At 73.5% G+C, this 14,329-nt stretch carries 12 protein-coding genes; 6 read left to right on the top strand and 6 right to left on the bottom strand.

The window, feature by feature from the left end; all coding sequences use genetic code 11:
* Positions 1 to 148: 148 nt before the first annotated feature.
* From R4Z63_RS08750 to R4Z63_RS08730, 5 genes are all read left to right on the top strand, one after another.
* Entirely contained in the window at positions 149 to 2,176 is a 2,028-nt protein-coding gene (locus R4Z63_RS08750; protein ID WP_384454668.1) for a hypothetical protein, read from the top strand.
* Between the two features lie 92 nt (positions 2,177 to 2,268).
* Positions 2,269 to 3,822, top strand: coding sequence for a GT4 family glycosyltransferase PelF (gene pelF, locus R4Z63_RS08745; protein ID WP_037927096.1), 1,554 nt, complete (start codon positions 2,269 to 2,271; stop codon positions 3,820 to 3,822).
* Positions 3,819 to 5,369, top strand: a complete 1,551-nt coding sequence (locus tag R4Z63_RS08740; protein ID WP_037927094.1) for a hypothetical protein — start codon at positions 3,819 to 3,821, stop codon at positions 5,367 to 5,369. Before pelF ends, R4Z63_RS08740 begins: the two co-directional genes overlap by 4 nt.
* Positions 5,366 to 6,070 carry a spherulation-specific family 4 protein gene (locus tag R4Z63_RS08735; protein ID WP_384454673.1) on the top strand — a complete coding sequence of 235 codons (705 nt, stop codon included), beginning with the start codon at positions 5,366 to 5,368 and terminating at the stop codon, positions 6,068 to 6,070. The genes R4Z63_RS08740 and R4Z63_RS08735 overlap by 4 nt, the downstream gene beginning before the upstream one ends.
* A complete protein-coding gene (locus R4Z63_RS08730; protein ID WP_037927092.1) occupies positions 6,067 to 6,888 on the top strand; it encodes an endo alpha-1,4 polygalactosaminidase in 822 nt (273 codons plus the stop codon). The genes R4Z63_RS08735 and R4Z63_RS08730 overlap by 4 nt, the downstream gene beginning before the upstream one ends.
* 25 nt (positions 6,889 to 6,913) lie before the next feature.
* On the opposite strand, the gene R4Z63_RS08725 is transcribed toward R4Z63_RS08730, so the two are convergent.
* From R4Z63_RS08725 to R4Z63_RS08705, 5 genes are all read right to left on the bottom strand, one after another.
* On the bottom strand, positions 6,914 to 8,122 hold the full coding sequence (locus tag R4Z63_RS08725) for a sensor histidine kinase (protein ID WP_384454676.1): 1,209 nt from the start codon (positions 8,120 to 8,122) through the stop codon (positions 6,914 to 6,916).
* A 31-nt stretch (positions 8,123 to 8,153) separates the two neighbouring features.
* Positions 8,154 to 8,798, bottom strand: a complete 645-nt coding sequence (locus R4Z63_RS08720; protein ID WP_052031205.1) for a hypothetical protein — start codon at positions 8,796 to 8,798, stop codon at positions 8,154 to 8,156.
* Positions 8,799 to 8,851: 53 nt separating this feature from the next.
* Complete coding sequence (locus R4Z63_RS08715) at positions 8,852 to 10,717, bottom strand: phosphatidylglycerol lysyltransferase domain-containing protein (protein WP_384454678.1); 1,866 nt, start codon at positions 10,715 to 10,717, stop codon at positions 8,852 to 8,854.
* 83 nt (positions 10,718 to 10,800) lie between these two features.
* Entirely contained in the window at positions 10,801 to 11,865 is a 1,065-nt protein-coding gene (gene cobT / locus R4Z63_RS08710) for a nicotinate-nucleotide--dimethylbenzimidazole phosphoribosyltransferase (protein ID WP_384454681.1), read from the bottom strand.
* A gap of 105 nt (positions 11,866 to 11,970) precedes the next feature.
* Entirely contained in the window at positions 11,971 to 13,176 is a 1,206-nt protein-coding gene (locus R4Z63_RS08705; protein ID WP_384454684.1) for a bifunctional adenosylcobinamide kinase/adenosylcobinamide-phosphate guanylyltransferase, read from the bottom strand.
* Positions 13,177 to 13,280: 104 nt separating this feature from the next.
* Here R4Z63_RS08705 and R4Z63_RS08700 point away from each other — a divergent pair, with 104 nt between their 5' ends.
* Positions 13,281 to 13,493, top strand: coding sequence for a hypothetical protein (locus tag R4Z63_RS08700; protein WP_037927074.1), 213 nt, complete (start codon positions 13,281 to 13,283; stop codon positions 13,491 to 13,493).
* Between the two features lie 51 nt (positions 13,494 to 13,544).
* Here the strand turns inward: R4Z63_RS08700 and R4Z63_RS08695 are convergent, their stop codons facing one another.
* Positions 13,545 to 14,297: a class I SAM-dependent methyltransferase gene (locus tag R4Z63_RS08695; RefSeq protein ID WP_052031232.1), complete on the bottom strand. Its 753-nt coding sequence runs from the start codon at positions 14,295 to 14,297 to the stop codon at positions 13,545 to 13,547.
* Between the last annotated feature and the right edge of the window lie 32 nt (positions 14,298 to 14,329).

Below are 14,329 nucleotides of genomic sequence, written 5' to 3'. Positions count from 1 at the left end.
GCCGCGTAGACCTGACGAGGTCCGAAAGACTCGGTCCACTCTCGCAAGGGGACGCGGGGTCCCTTTGCATGATTTCCACAGAGCCTCCCCGGCCCGGCCGACCGCCAAGGGCCGTGTCGAGGGATGCCCTGCGGGGGGAAAGGCCGACATGGTCAACAAGAATCGGATGAACAGGCTGGCCGCCGTCATGGCCGCGGCCGCCCTGGTGTCCGTCGCAGTACCCGCCGCGGCCGCCCAGGCGGCCACGGCACCGCGGATCGACCTCAAGGTGCTCGTCGTCGACGACGGCGGCAGCTCGGTCGAGGCGATCACCGCGGAGCTCCGCGACACCGGAGTGCCCTACACCCGTGTCCAGCTGGGCAGCAGTGGCCGTCCGGTCATCAACGCGGCGTTCCTGAGCGACACCGTCGACGGCCGGCCGCGCGCCAAGTACCAGGGCGTGGTGCTGCCCAACGAGAACCCGTTCGGCGAGGGCTCGGCCGAGATGGCCGCGCTCACCGCGTACGAGACGACGTACGGGATCCGCCAGGTCGACGCCTACACCTGGGCCCACCCGGGCGTCGGGCTGGAGTACACGGACAACGGAGGCTACAGCGGCCAGCTCGACGGCACCCAGGCCGCCGTCACCGCGGCCGGCAAGGCCGGCCCCTTCGCCTACCTCGGCGGGCAGGTCACCTTCGAGGACAACTCCGCCCTGGTGCCCGAGAGCTACGGCTACATGGCCAAGCCGCGCCCCGGCTACACCAGCTACCTCGACGCGCCCGTCGGCTCCGGCCGGGCCTCCCTGGTCGGCGAGTACACGCACGACGGACGCAGCGAACTGGTCGTCACCTTCGGCTACAACCAGTACCAGCAGCAGTTCCGGCTGCTGGCCCGCGGCATCGTCGACTGGCTGACCCAAGGGGTGCACCTCGGCCAGAGCCGCAACTACTTCGCGGTCCACGTCGACGACGTGTTCGCCCCCGACGCCCGCTGGAACAAGGAGCTGAACTGCACGCCGGGCGACTACGCCTGCGCGGGCGGCGAGGGCCAGGAGAGCACCATCCGGATGAGCGCCGCGGACGCGGTGTACGCGGCGCAGTGGCAGACGTCCAAGAACTTCAAGCTGGACATGCTCTTCAACGGCGGGGCCGGCGAGGAGTGGAAGGCCGAGAACGGCGGCGTCGACGAACTCACCGCCCAGCTCGTCGCCGACCGGGCCAAGTACCGCTGGATGAACCACACCTACACGCACCCGTTCCTCGGCTGCATCCAGAACACCGCCGTCGTGCCGTGGACCTGCACCACGGACGCCCAGGGCGCGATCCAGTACATGAGCCGCGCCGAGATCTCCGCCCAGATCCGCGACAACAACAACTGGGCCGCCGCCAAGGGCATCGTCCTCGACAGGACCGAACTCGTCACCGGCGAGCACTCCGGCCTCAAGACCGCTCCCCAGCAGCCCGTGGACAACCCCAACCTGGCCGCCGCCCTCGCCGACAACGGCGTGAAGTGGGCCGGCAGCGACAACTCCCGCGAGCCCGACCAGCGCCCGGTCGGCTCCGCCCTCACGGTCCCCCGCCACCCCATGAACGTGTACTACAACACGGGCACCAACGCCGAGATGGCCGACGAGTACAACTGGATCTACACCAGCCGCGCCCACGGCGGCAGCGGCGTCTGCGAGGACGACCCGGCGACGTCCACCTGCCTGCCCGCCCCGCTGGACGTCACCACCGGCTACCTCGACTACATCGTCCCGGCCGAGGCCCGCACCGCCCTGCGGCACGTCCTGGCCAACGACCCGCGGCCGCACTACGTCCACCAGTCCAACCTGGCCGAGGACCGGACCCTCTACCCGGTGCTCAACCAGGTCCTCGACACCTACCGTGCCCTCTACGCGCCGAGCGCTCCGATCGTCAACCAGTCCATGAAGGACACCGGTGTCGAGTTCCAGCGCCGCGCGGCCTGGGACAAGGCCCTCGCCGACGGCAAGGTCACGGCCTACCGCATCGGCAACGACGTCACCATCAAGGCCCCCTCCGGAGTCGTCGCACCAATCACCGCCCCCAACGGCACCAAGAAGCAGATGCTGCTCGGCACGGCGGACTTCGGCACCGCCTATGCCGGCAGCCGCTCCGCCTGGACCGCCCCCGAGCTCCTGCAGCGCTCCATCGCGCTCAAGCTGCCCAGCTGACCGTCCCGCACGACACCACCGAGTAGCACCGCGCCGGCGCTCCGCGAACCCACGGGCGCCGGCCCCTTTTCCGTCCTGGGGGGACACACCGCATGAGTCATGGGCGTCACGTCACCATGCTCACCGAAGGCACCTATCCACACGTCCACGGGGGCGTCAGCACCTGGTGCGACCAACTGGTCCGCGGCATGCCGGAGGTCGACTTCAACGTCATAGCCCTGACCGGCTCCGGACGCGAGCCGGTCACTTGGGAACTGCCCCGCAACGTCTACCGGCACACGGCCGTCCCGCTCTGGGGTCCGCCACCCGGCCGGGGCCGCCGGTCGGCCCTGCGCGGCAAGGCCCACCGCCGTTTCACCGAGGTCTACGAGCGCCTCCTGCTCGCCCTGCTCGACCCGGCTGCCGACCCTGCCGACCGCACCTTCTCCGAGGCCCTGCGCGAGCTCGCGGTGCTGGCCCGGGCCGGGAAACTCGCCGCGGCCCTGCGGTCCGAATCGGTTCTGCGCCTCCTGATGAAGGTCTGGACCCGGCCCGGCCTGTCCACCGCCGAGGCGGCGCCCACCATCCACGACGCGCTCACCGTGACCGACCTGCTGGAACACGCGCTGCGCCCGCTCGCGGTCCGCATCCCGCCCGACAGCGTCGCGCACGCCGTCAGCAGCGGCCTCGCCACCCTGCCCGCGCTCGCCGCCAAACACCTCGACGGGGTGCCCTTCCTCCTCACCGAGCACGGAATCTACCTGCGCGAGCGCTACCTCGGCTACCGCACCGCCGAACAGCGCTGGCCCGTCAAGGCGCTCATGCTCGCCTTCTACCGCGAGCTCAACACCGAGGGCTACCGCCAGGCCGACCTGATCACCCCCTGCAACCAGTACAACCGCCGCTGGGAGGAGCGCGGAGGCGCCGACTCCGAGCGGATCCGCACGGTCTACAACGGCGTCGACCCGCACGCCTTCCCCGAGGCCGGGCCCGAACCGGACGTGCCCACCCTCAGCTGGTGCGGCCGCATCGACCCGATCAAGGACCTCGAAACACTGGTCCGGGCCTACGCCTTCATGCGCGAGGAGCTGCCCGCCCTGAGGCTGCGCCTCTTCGGCCCCGTCCCGGCCGGCTGCGAGGACTACAAGCTGCGCCTGGAGAAGCTCGCCGCCGAACTCGGCGTGACCGACGGGATCACCTACGAGGGCCGCATCGAGCAGGTCGCCCGGGCCTACGCGGCCGGTTCCGTCGTGATGCTCTCCTCCATCAGCGAGGGCTTCCCCTTCAGCATCATCGAAGCCATGTCCTGCGGCCGCACCACCGTCTCCACCGACGTCGGCGGCGTCCGCGAGGCCGTCGGGGACACCGGTCTGGTCGTGCCGCCGCGCGAGCCCGAAACCATGGCCCGCGCCACCCTCGCCCTGCTCCGCGACGACGAACGCCGTGCCGAACTCGGCCGGATGTCGCGCAAGCGGGTCGTGGAGAAGTTCACCCTCCACCAGTCCGTGGACGGCTTCCGGCACATCTACCGGGAACTGGCGGGCCAGCCCGTCCTGCCCGTCCACGCGGGCGACGCGTGGACCCAGCGGCTCGCCGACCCCTGGTACCGCGAACTCGCGGCCCTGGGGCGTTCCCACAAAGAGGCCGGGAAAGGGGGGGCCTGGTGAGCGGATCCCTCTGGCTCAAGCCGCCCGGATCCGGGCCGGGCGCCGGCTCCGGAACCCTCCCGGCGATCCCCCGGCCGCGTGCCGGGGACGCCGGGCCCGCCGCCGACCCGATGGACGAACTGGCCGAACGCCTCGACGTGTTCATCGCCTCCGCCGTCCACCCCGACGAGATCGCCGCCGTCCTCGAATCCGACGGCATGACCGACGAGTACATCCGGCTCACCTACGGCCGACGTGACTCCTTCGCCCTCGCCGAGGAGCTCTACGCACGCGTGCCCCGCTCCTTCCCGGAGCCGGGGCCCGCCGCCGACCCCTGGAAGGTCTCCCTCTCCGCCTGCCTGTTGCGCGGGGTCATCTTCGCCCTGCCCGGCCTGGCCTACCTCCTGGGCGCCCCCCTCCTCGAAGGCCCGCCGGACCGCCTCGGCCTGCCCGCCGGGACCCTGACCCTGCTCGCCGGAGCGCTCATAGGGTGGTGCTGGGACCAGACCCTGTCCCACCGCGCCTACTCCTGGCTCGGCCTCGGCGACCGGCCCGCCGCCGGGCGGACCCTGCTCGTCGGCGCCCCCGTCGGAGCCCTGCTGGGCACCGCCGCGGCGCTGTCCGTGCCCGGCGGGCCGCCGTTCTCCTCCGCCTTCGCCGCCGGTCAGGCCCTGTACGTCGGGGCCGCCACCTGCCTGCTGGTCCTCGGCCGGGAGCGGGTGCTGCTCGCGGCCCTCGCCCCGATGGCCGCCGGAGCCGTGGCCGTGCTCTTCGTCGACCTGCCCGTGCCGGTCCGGGTGACGCTCCTGGTGGTGTCCCTGGTGGCCGCCTGCACCCTGGCCCTACGGGAGCTCCCGCTGGCCGACGGGCTCCGGGCCGCCGCACGCCGGATCCGGGGCCGGGCGGCCCGCCGGCCCGCCCGCGTCGGCCCGGTGCGCTGGCAGATGCTGCGCGGTGCCGAGGAGGAGTACGCGTCCCGCGGACCCCGGCTCGGGGACTCGGTGCCCTTCGGCGTGTTCGGCCTGGGCACGGGCCTGCTCGTGCTCTACGCCGCCCTGGGCGAGGTGCTCGCCGGAGGTCCGGCCGAGGCCGTCGCCGCTCCGTCGGCGGTGGCCCTCACCCTCAGCATGGGCCCCGCCGAGTGGCTGCTGCACCGCTTCCGCAGCGGCACCCTCTCCGGGCTGCAGGGGGCCCGCTCGCCCCGCCAGTTCCGGCGCCGGATGCTGACCACCCTGGCCCGCTGCCTCGGCGTCTACCTGTCGGTGCTGCTGGCCCTCGGCGTGACCGGAACCCTCCTGTGGCCCGGAGCCCCCGGGCTCACCGGGGTCCGCGTCGCCACCCTGCTGCTCCTCGGGACGGTCATGTGGAGCGGGCTGCTCCTGCAGTCCTTCGGAGCCGTCCGGCCCGCGGCCGTGGTCTGCGCCTCGGCCGCCGTCGCCCAGAGCTTGGCCCTGCTGACCGGGCTGGCCCAGCCCCGGGCCGTTCAGCTGATCGTCGCGGGCACGGCCGCCGCCGCGCTGGCCACCCTGGTATGCCTGCTCCTGGGCCGCGCGACCGCCCACCGATGACGCCCGAGACGTATGTGCCGGAGAAGAAGAAGGACCCCATGCTGCTGGTGCCCCTGTACGAGCATCCCGCCGAACGGCCCGAGGCCTGGGAGCGGCTCATCCGCGGCGCGGACCGGCTCCACTCGGTGGTCCTCAACCCCGGCAGCGGACCCGGCGCCGCCCGCGACGAGCGGTTCGCGAGCGTCGCCGAGCGGCTCCGGGAGGCCGGCGTGCCCGTCCTCGGCTACGTCGACACCGACTACGGGCGCCGCCCGCACGCCGCGGTGGTGCAGGACCTGCTGCGCCACCGCGACTGGTACGCCGCCGACGGGGCCTTCCTCGACCAGGCCGCCGCCGACCCCGAACTGCTCCCGCACTACGGGCGGCTCACGGTCGCCGCCCGGGCCGCGGGCGCCCGTACGCTCGTCCTCAACCACGGGGCACACCCGCATCCGGGCTACGTGGAACTCGCCGACCTGCTCGTCACCTTCGAGGGCCCCTGGGACGCCTACCGGGCGGCGGGGGCGCCACCGCCTTGGACCGCCGACCACCCCGCCCAGCGGTTCTGCCACCTCGTGTACGGCGTCCCTCCCGGAGAGATCGCCGCCCGGCTCGCCGGAGCACTCGCCGCGCAGCGGGGTGCGGGCGTGCACTGCGCGGTCCCGGGCAACGGCCCGCACCCGTGGGGCACCCTCCCGTACGCCCTGGAGACGGCGGGATGAGGACACCGCGGCCGCTGCGACTCCTGCTGGTCCTGCCCCTCCTGTTGCTCGCCGCCTGCACGGCCGGACCGGACGACGACGGCGAACCGCGCCGCCGGCCGGAAACCGCTCCCGGCGGGCGCTGGCAGCCCCCGCCCGGCACCGACTGGCAGTGGCAGCTCACCGGCAGGCTCGACACCTCGGTGAAGGCACCCGTCTACGACGTCGACGGGTTCACCACCACGCGGGAACAGGTCGCCGAGCTGCGCAAGGCCGGCCGCCGGACCATCTGCTACCTCTCCACCGGGGCGTGGGAGGACTTCCGGCCGGACGCGGAAGCGTTCCCGCGGGACCTGCTCGGCAAGGGCAACGGCTGGGAGGGCGAGCGCTGGCTGGACATCCGGCGCGTGGCGGAACTGGAGCCCCTGATGGCCAAGCGGTTCGACATGTGCCGGGAGAAGGGTTTCGACGCGGTCGAGCCGGACAACATGGACGGCTACAAGAACGCCTCCGGATTCCCGCTCACCGCCGACGATCAGCTGCGCTACAACCGGCTGATCGCGAAGCTCGCACACGACCGGGGCATGGCCGTCGGCCTGAAGAACGACCTCGACCAGATCCCGCAGCTCGTCGGGGACTTCGACTTCGCGGTCAACGAGCAGTGCGCGCAGTACGACGAGTGCGACCGGCTGACCCCCTTCATCGAGGCCGGCAAGGCCGTCTTCCACGCGGAGTACGAACGGTCGACGTCGAGTTTCTGCAGGGGGTCGAAGACACTGCGGCTCAGCTCGATCCAGAAGCGGTACGACCTCGACGCCTGGCGCAGGACCTGCCCCTAGGACGCGTGTCCTGCGTGGCCGCCGGTCAGGCCCACGGCAGGACGGCGTGCACGCGGTAGCCGCCGCCGAAGCGGGGGCCCGTGGAGCAGGAACCGCCCAGGGCCGTGGCCCGCTCCCGCATGCCGAGCAGGCCGTGGCCGCCGCCCGGCTCGACGTCGGCGGGCTCCGTGCCCCCGTCGTCGAGCACGGTCACCTCCACCGACGGGCCGACCCGGACCACGCTCACTTCGGCCCGCGCCCCCGGCCCCGCGTGCTTGCGCACGTTGGTCAGCGCTTCTTGGACGACCCGGTACGCCGCCAGGTCCACCGCCGCCGGCAGGGGCCCCGTCCCGCAGTCCAGCTGGACGATCACCTCCACCGGCAGTCCGGCGTGCCGGAAGGTGTCCACCAGCTCGTCGAGGACGCCGAGCCCCGGCGCCGGCTCGGTCGGCGCCTCCGGGTCCCCGGACTGCCTGAGCAGGCCGACGGTCGCCCGCAGCTCGTTGAGCGCCGACCGGCTGGCCTCCCGTACGTGCGCCAGCGCCTCCTTGGCCTGGTCCGGCCGCTTGTCCATGACGTGCGCGGCCACCCCGGCCTGCACGTTGACCAGGGCGATGTGGTGGGCCACCACGTCGTGGAGGTCCCGGGCGATCCGCAGCCGCTCCTCCGCGACCCGCCGCCGGGCCTCCTCGTCGCGGGTGCGCTCGGCCCGTTCGGCGCGCTCGCGGATGGCGTCGACGAAGGCCCGTCGGCTGCGCACGGCGTCCCCGGCCGCCGCGGCCATGCCCGTCCAGGCGAAGATCCCGAGGTTCTCCTGCGCGTACCAGGGCAGCGGCCCGGCGAGCATCGCCACGCCCGTCAGGCCCGTCATCGTGAGCAGCCCGATCCGCCAGGTCGTCGGCCGGTCGGTGTGGGCCGCCACCGTGTAGAGGGCGATCACCGTGCACATGGCGACCGGTGCCCGCGGCTCCCCGGTGGTCAGCTCCAGCAGCGAAAGCCCGCAGGTCACCGCGAGCACGGCGCGCGGCCGCCGGCGCCGGAACACCAGCGCCGCCGAGCCGAGCAGCATCAGCAGCAGGGAGAAGGGCTCGGGGGTACGCGTCCCGAAGGTGGGCCCGTGCGGCCCGTGCGGATCGGCGAAGGAGCCGACGACCATGGCGACGAGCGCGCCGAACGCCAGTACGCCGTCCGTGGCCAGCGGATGGCCCCGCAACCACTGTCGGGTGGGGGCGAACGGCCCGCGGTCTGTCGTCACCCCGATACGGTACGGCCTGCCGGGGAGCCGCTCAGGGCGGAGGGCCCTGGCCGACCGGGACGCGGGAGCGCACCTGGCTCCACCGGGCCCGGACCACGCACACGGCCATGACGGCGGCGATGGCCGCCAGGTGCTCCTTGCCGGCCAGGTTGTTCTTGACCAGCACCTCGCCGATCATCGAGAGGATCACCAGGGCGCCGGTCAGGTACGCCCGGTGGCGCCAGCAGAGGTAGAGGGCGAGGCCGACCACCGCCGCCGACGGCCCGGTGTCGTTGACGATGCGGTCGGAGACCGGCAGTCCGAAGGGGTGCTCCGGGCCGAGCGCGACACCGATCCGCGCGTAGGTGGTCCCGGCGAGGGTGGCGAGGTAGCCGATCACCAGCGTGCGCCACCAGCCGATGCAGATCTCCGCGATGCCGAACACCAGGAGCATCTGCGCGAGCGCACCCCACACCGGCAGGTCGAGGGCCGGAACGAACAAGGACAGGGGGGTGCGCAGCAGGGCCAGCCAGAACGGGTCGACGGCCTTGACCGAACCGAGGTCCTGCACCGGCTGGAAGCCCCACGAGGTGTTCTGCACGATCTGGAAGACAAGGGTCAGGCAGACCGCGCCCAGGGTCATCGGGATCGCCCGCCATCCGTCGCGGGCGAGGGCGTCCCGGACGGTCCAGAACATGGGGCCCCACTCGCGGCGGGCGAACCGCCGCAGTGGTGTGCTGTTCCACGCTGTCAACGGCGGGTCTCCAGGTGTCTGCGGTGCAGCCACTTCGGAAGGCCGGGGGCCTCCAGGAAGCCCTCGGCCCGGCCGGCCGCGACACCGATGCGCAGCAGGTCCGAACTCTTCTCGAAGAGCATGAACCGCGGTTCCCAGATCGGGCGGTATTTGGCGTTGGCCCGGTAGAGGGACTCGATCTGCCACCAGCGCGAGAAGAAGCTCAGCAGCGAGCGCCACAGCCGCAGCACGGGGCCCGCTCCGAGCCGGGACCCGCGTTCGAACACCGACCGGAACATCGCGAAGTTCAGCGAGACCTGGGTGACCCCGATCTCCGCGGAGCGTGCGAGCAGCTCGATGACCATGAACTCCATCAGGCCGTTCTCGGAGTCCCGGTCGCGGCGCATCAGGTCCAGCGACAGCCCCCCCGGGCCCCACGGCACGAAGGACAGCACGGCCCGCAGATCGCCGTCTCCGTCGGTGCACTCCAGCATCACGCACTGGCCGTCCGCGGGGTCGCCCAGCCGGCCCAGCGCCATGGAGAAGCCGCGTTCGGTGGCACCGTCGCGCCAGTCGTCGGCGCGGCGCACCAGCTCCGCCATCTCCTCGGCCGGGATGTCGGCGTGGCGGCGGATGCGGACCGTGTACCCGGCCCGCTTGACGCGGTTGTACGCCTGCCGGACGGTGCGCATGGCACGGCCCTCCAGGGTGAATTCGGCGGTCTCCACGATCGCCTCGTCGCCGAGCTCCAGGGCGTCCAGGCCGTGCCGGGCGTAGATCTGCCCGGCCTCTTCGCTCGCGCCCATCACGGCCGGTACCCAGCCGTGCTCGCGCGCCTCGGCCAGCCACGGGTCGATGGCCCCGGGCCAGGCCTCCGGGTCGCCGATCGGGTCGCCGGAGGCGAGCGAGACCCCGCCGACGACGCGGTAGGTCACGGCGGCCTTGCCGGTGGGGGACCAGATGACGGACTTCTCGCGGCGCAGCGCGAAGTAGCCGAGCGAGTCGCGGTCTCCCTGCCGGGCCAGCAGCGCCCGCAGTCGCTCCTCGTCCTCCTCGCTGATCGGGTCGACGGCGCGGCGCGAGCGGAACGCCGCGAACAGGACGGCGAGCAGCAGCAGCATCGACATGACGTTGATGAAGACGTCCACCCAGCCGGGCGGGGTGATCGCCGCGGAGGTCCGGTCGTCGGGGGCCAGGGTGATCAGCCGCATCACGCCGTATTTCCAGCGCTCCGGGAAGGAGACGCCGGCACTGTCGGGGGAGGTGTTGGCGGCTCCCACGAGGAGGGCCGCGACGAGCGAGGTGACGAGCAGGCCGACGGCGGCCACGGCGGCGGCGAACGCCGGGTTGGAGCGGTCGCCCTTGGCGTAGAACTCCCGGCGGCCCAGCAGCAGCGCACCCGTGAAGAGGGCGGTCAGGGCCAGCGAGACCCAGTTCTGCGGGTGTTCGCGGATCTCCTCGTACGCGGCGAGCGCGTAGGCGAGGAGCAGGGCCAGGAGGCCGCTCAGGACGAGGTTCAGGATCCAGGAGGCGCGCTTGCGGCGGCCGAGGGTGACGGCCAGCAGCAGCGTGAACAGCCCGGACGCGAAGCCCGCGGTGAGCATGTACGGGGTGTAGAAGTCCTCGATGTTGTGGCGCCGCAGGTCCTGGCCGAGTGAAACCCACACCGCGCTGAGGAAGTTGATGAAGGTGACGGCGCGCAGGTACCAGACCGCGAACGCGGCTCCGCGCTGTGAGCGGGCGCTCCCCCGACCGGTCTCCCGGCCGCCCCCCGCCGCCTTGCCGGCGGCGTCCCCGCCGGTCTCTTTCCTGCCGGATGACGGACCGGTCGCCGGTACGGCGGTGCGGTCGGTCTCTGCGCTGGTCAAACGGACCTCTCCCATAAAAAGCGATCATATGGGGCGGCGCTGTCCGTGATGGTGCGGTCGGGGGCCACGGCCTGGTCAGGGCCGCGGCCCCCGGCGGCTCATTCCGTCGGCTTCTCCGCCGCGCGTTCAGGAAGCTCCGCCGCGAGCGCGGCGGCCGCCTGGACGAGGGGGAGAGCCAGCAATGCCCCGGTGCCTTCACCCACTGTGACGCCGTGATCGAGCACGGGGTTGAGTGCCATTCGGTCAAGTGCCTTCGCCTGGCCCGGCTCGCCGCTGGCCTGACCCGCCAGCCACCAGTCGGGAGCCCGGAACGCGGCCCGCTGGGCCACCAGTCCGCACGCGGCCGAAACAACACCGTCGAGGATGACGGGCGTACGGCGCACCGCGCACTGGAGCAGGAATCCGGTGATGGCGGCGACGTCCGTGCCGCCGACCGCCGCGAGCAGCGCGACCTGGTCGCCCAGCACCGGACGGGCCCGGCGCAGCGCGTCGCGGATCGCCGCGCACTTGCGCATCCAGGCCAGGTCGTCGATGGGCCGGCCGCCACGGCCGGTGACCACCGAGGCGTCCGTTCCGCACAGCGCCGCGACGAGGGTCGCGGCGACGGTCGTCCCGCCGACGCTCAGGTCGCCGAGGACGACCAGGTCCGTGCCCGAGTCGGCCTCCTCGTCGGCGACGCGCATGCCCAGCCGCAGCGCGGCCTGCGCCTCCTCGACCGTCAGCGCGTCCTCGACGTCGATCCGGCCGCTGCCGCGCCGGACGCGGTGTGCCACCACGTCCGCCGGGAGCAGCCCGGGATCGCAGTCGAGACCCGCGTCGACGATCCGTATCGTGGCGCCGAACCGGCCGGCCAGCACGGCGACCGGGCTGGAGCCGTCGAGCACGTCCCGCACCAGCTCGTGCCCGGTGGACGCGGCCCGGGCGGAGACCCCCTGGGCGGCGATGCCGTGGTCGGCGGCGAACAGCACCACGCGGGGCCGTTCGATCGCCCTGACCGGGACCTGCCCCTGCGCGGCGGCGAGCCACTCGGCGAGTTCGTCGAGCCGCCCCAGCGCGCCGGGCGGTACGGCGAGGCGCTCGCGGCGTTCCTCGGCGTCACGCCGGACGCCCCCGTCGGGGCGCTCGATCAGATCGGAGAAGTCGTCGAGATTCAGCGTGCTCATCTGCCAGAGAGTACAGCCGGTGAAGTCCTCCCTCAGGCCCCGGCGGGCCCGGCCGGTCCGGGCACCTCGCCGGGCGGGCCGCCCGGGTGAACACCCCGTCCCGGCCTACTCCTTCAGTACGGCCGCCTGCCCCGCGACGACGAGCAGGACGTGCTCGCACTCGCCCGCCACCGCTGCGTTCAGCCGGCCCAGCTCGTCGCGGAAGCGCCGCCCCGAGGCGGTCGCCGGAACCACGCCCGAGCCGACCTCGTTGCTCACCAGGACCACCTGGCGGCCGGTCGCGCGCACCGCCGCCACCAGAGCAGCGGTTCGCTCGCCCAGCTCCCGGCGCCCGTGCTCGGCCCACACCTCGTCGTCCCAGGCCCCGGCCCGGTCCATGGCGTCGGTCAGCCACAACGCCAGGCAGTCGATCAGCAGCGGCGGCCCGTCCTCGGCGAGCAGCCCGACCAGCTCGCAGGTCTCCACCGTCCGCCAGCTCGCCGGCCGGCGCTCCCGGTGCAGGCCGATCCGCCGCGCCCACTCCGCGTCCCCGTCCCGGGTGCCGCCGGTGGCCACGTACACCACCTCGGGGAAGCCCTCCAGGCGCCGCTCCGCCTCCACGGACTTGCCCGAGCGCGCCCCGCCCAGCACCAGCGTGCGGCGCGGCAGGTCCGGCACCGCCCGGTAGTCGCCGGCGAGCACGGTGGTCCCGTCCGGCACCGCCCGTGCCCCGGAGGCCGCGAGCCGGCGCTCCAGCTCCCGGCCCGGCGGCACGTCGTGGTCGAGGTGGACGGCGATCACGTCCGTGGCCGGGCCGACGGCACCGCTCGCCCGCAGCCGGGCCAGCGCCTCGGGGCGGCCCGGCACGTCGGCGAGCACCACGTCGTACGGACGCCGCCCGGCCCGTCCGGCGGTCCCGGCCGGCGCCCCGCCGGGCGGCAGGTACAGCAGTCGGCCGCCGTCCGGTCCGGTCACCTCGTACCCGGTGCCCGGCGCGTCCATCGGCACCGCCCGCACCCGGTGCCCGGAGATCACCGAGAGCTCCTGCCCGTCCGGCACCCGCCCGGCGGTCGGCAGGCCCGGCGGCAGCTCCACCGCGGGCCCGTCGTGCGGGTGGGTCAGCAGGACCTGCCGGACACCGGTCAGCGAACGCCCGGCCCGCGCGCCGGCCAGCACCGCACCGGGGGTCAGGTCGAGCAGCAGCGCACCGTCGACGAGGACCGCCGTGGCGGCGCGGGAGCGCGGGCCGACGGAGACGGCGCACGCGGCGCAGGGGCAGCCGGGGCGGGGCAGCCCCTCGGGGGTACCGGTGCCGAGCAGAGTGAGTTCCACAGGATGATCCTCCCGCGTCGCGGAGACTGCTGCGCGCCCGGTTACTCTGCGGGCACACTCAAGGCGAGAAGCGTGTGAGCAGCGGACGAGCAACGGAGGCGGACATGGCGTGGACGTGGCGGTTCGAGACGGCCGAGGGCAGCGAGACGAGCCCGTCGGTGGTGCCCGAGGAGTTCACCACGCAGGGCGACGCGGAGTCCTGGATCGGCGAGTACTGGAAGGACCTGCTGGAGGGCGGTACCGAACAGGTGAGGCTGTCCGACGACAGCGGCACCGAGCTCTACACCATGAGCCTGCGGTCCGCGCTGGAGGCCTGACCTCTCCGAGCCCTTCGGCCCGCCGGTCTGCGGCGGGCCGAAGGGCCGGGGTCAGCCCCGGACGCCGCAGAGGTGCAGCAGCGCGGCGACACCCCGGTAGGGGTCGGTGCGGCCCGCGCGGTCCTCGGCGGCCAGCAGTCGTTGCAGCTCCTCGTCGGGCGGCAGCTCCCCGCCCGCCTCGGTGCCGTCGGTGAAGACGCGTACGCCGTACCAGGCCTGCAGCGGCGCCCCGATCCCCGACAGCGTCGCGGTCAGGCCCGCCAGCCGGTCGGCGCGTACGTCCAGGCCGAGGCGGTTGGTGTAGTCGGTGCTGTCGAAGGCGGCCAGCGCGCCCTTCCAGTCCCCGTCCAGCCCGTGCCGCATGGCGAGTGCGTCGCCGTTGCGCACCAGCAGGGACAGCAGCCCGCCGGGGGCCAGCATCCGGGCCAGCCCGGCCAGCATGGCGTCCGGCTCGGGTACGTACATCAGCACTCCGTGGCACAGCACCACGTCGAAGCTGCCCGGCAGGAAGTGGGCGCCGGTCTCGCGCCCGTCCCCCTCCATGAGCCTGACCCGGTCGCGGATCCCGGCGGGCTCCACGGCCAGCGCCTCTCGGGCGACGGCCAGCATCCCCGGGTCCTGTTCCAGGCCGGTCACCATGTGCCCGGCGCGGGCGAGGCGCAAAGCCTGGGTGCCCTGCCCCATGCCGACATCGAGAACGCGCAGCCGCTGCCCCACGGGGAAGCGCTGCGCGATCTGTTCGTCGACCTGTCGGCCCACGAGCTCCTGACGGACCGCGTTGCGCAGTCCGCCCAAGCCCTCCAGCCACAGGCGTGCCCCCTCGGCGAAACCTTCCC

The organism is Streptomyces sp. PL-29 (assembly GCF_058344425.1).
The sequence above is the reverse complement of the archived record's forward strand: the minus strand, read 5'-3'. Positions and strand labels throughout refer to the sequence as shown.